Source organism: Streptomyces sp. KR55 (assembly GCF_052245645.1).
GTDB classification, from domain to species: Bacteria; Actinomycetota; Actinomycetes; order Streptomycetales; family Streptomycetaceae; genus Streptomyces; species Streptomyces flavusporus.
In genome coordinates, this window is record NZ_JBQQCE010000954.1 from 1 (window position 1) to 1,021 (window position 1,021).

Genomic DNA, 1,021 nt, shown 5'->3' on the forward strand with positions numbered 1-1,021 from the left:
CGGCGGCACCTGGGTGCTGGCGTTCTCCCTGCCCCGGCACGCCCAGGAGACACTGGCCGCGGTGCGTCTGGCGCGCGGCGCCGGGCTGCGCGTGGCCCTGATCACCGACCTGGCGCTCGGCCCGGTGGCCGACGAGGCGGACGTCACCTTCGCCACCGGGACGGGTTCGCGCCTGGTGTTCGACTCCTATGCCGCGCCGGGTGTGATGGCGGCCGCGCTGCTGCAGGCGATGACCGACGCCGACCCGGAACGGACACAGGCGCGGCTCGAGGCGTACGAACAGGTCTCGGACCAGCACCAGTTCTTCCTGCGGGACTGATCCGCCCGCGGTTCGCGCACCCCGTAAGGCATCACAAGCGGATCATCCACAACAAATCACGCATGAATGTTTTCATACGCCTTGCAAAGCGATCGGCATATATAAATACTGCTCGCGGATCCGCACCCGGGGCGGTCCCGGTCACTCCCCTAGACCGGGGCCGCCCCACCCCGTCGGACCGCCCTCTGCGACGCAGCACACCGGAAGCGATGATCATGCCCCTGACGTCCACGCGCATCAGCCCGGACTGGCCGTGCCAGGTCAAGACCCCCGGCAGCTACGACTGGGAGCGCTCGGCGGCCAAGTGGCTGCGTGAGCTGGTGCCGGCGCGCTACGCCGGCTATCCGGCGCTGATCCGCCACCCCGTGCTGCTCGCCCGCCACGCCCAGATCCAGGTACAGCACGAGATCCGGGTGGCCCGCACCGCTCTGCAGACCGCACGGGCCGACCTGCCGAGGCTCGGCATGCCGGAATCGGTCATCGAGCACACGATCAAGCTGTACGCCGCCGAGGTACTCCAGCTCCAGCACATCGCGCGCAGCGTGCGGGCGGTCACCGAGGCGCTGGTGGAGCACAACGCCGGGCGCTGAGGGGCGAGTCCTGGCTCAGCGCCGTCGAACTGCCCGGCGGCATCATGCTCGAGGCCGCGCTCAGCCGTCACCGACGGCCGCTCCCCTGTCCGCCGGATCCCGGGTGCGGCGG

2 protein-coding genes are annotated in these 1,021 nt (G+C 70.6%); both read left to right on the forward strand.

Annotation, left to right across the window (positions count from 1 at the left end; genetic code table 11):
• A partial coding sequence (locus ACTWQJ_RS51755; protein WP_443313262.1) for a MurR/RpiR family transcriptional regulator occupies positions 1-319 on the forward strand: 319 nt, incomplete at its 5' end.
• 209 nt (positions 320-528) lie between these two features.
• On the forward strand, positions 529-909 hold the full coding sequence (locus ACTWQJ_RS51760) for a hypothetical protein (RefSeq protein ID WP_224736273.1): 381 nt from the start codon (positions 529-531) through the stop codon (positions 907-909).
• The last annotated feature ends 112 nt before the right edge of the window (positions 910-1,021 follow it).

Bases quoted from the DNA above. Each gene is read 5' to 3' on its own strand.
- ACTWQJ_RS51760 (WP_224736273.1), top strand. From the start codon at position 529: ATGATCATGCCCCTGACGTCCACGCGCATCAGCCCGGACTGGCCGTGC.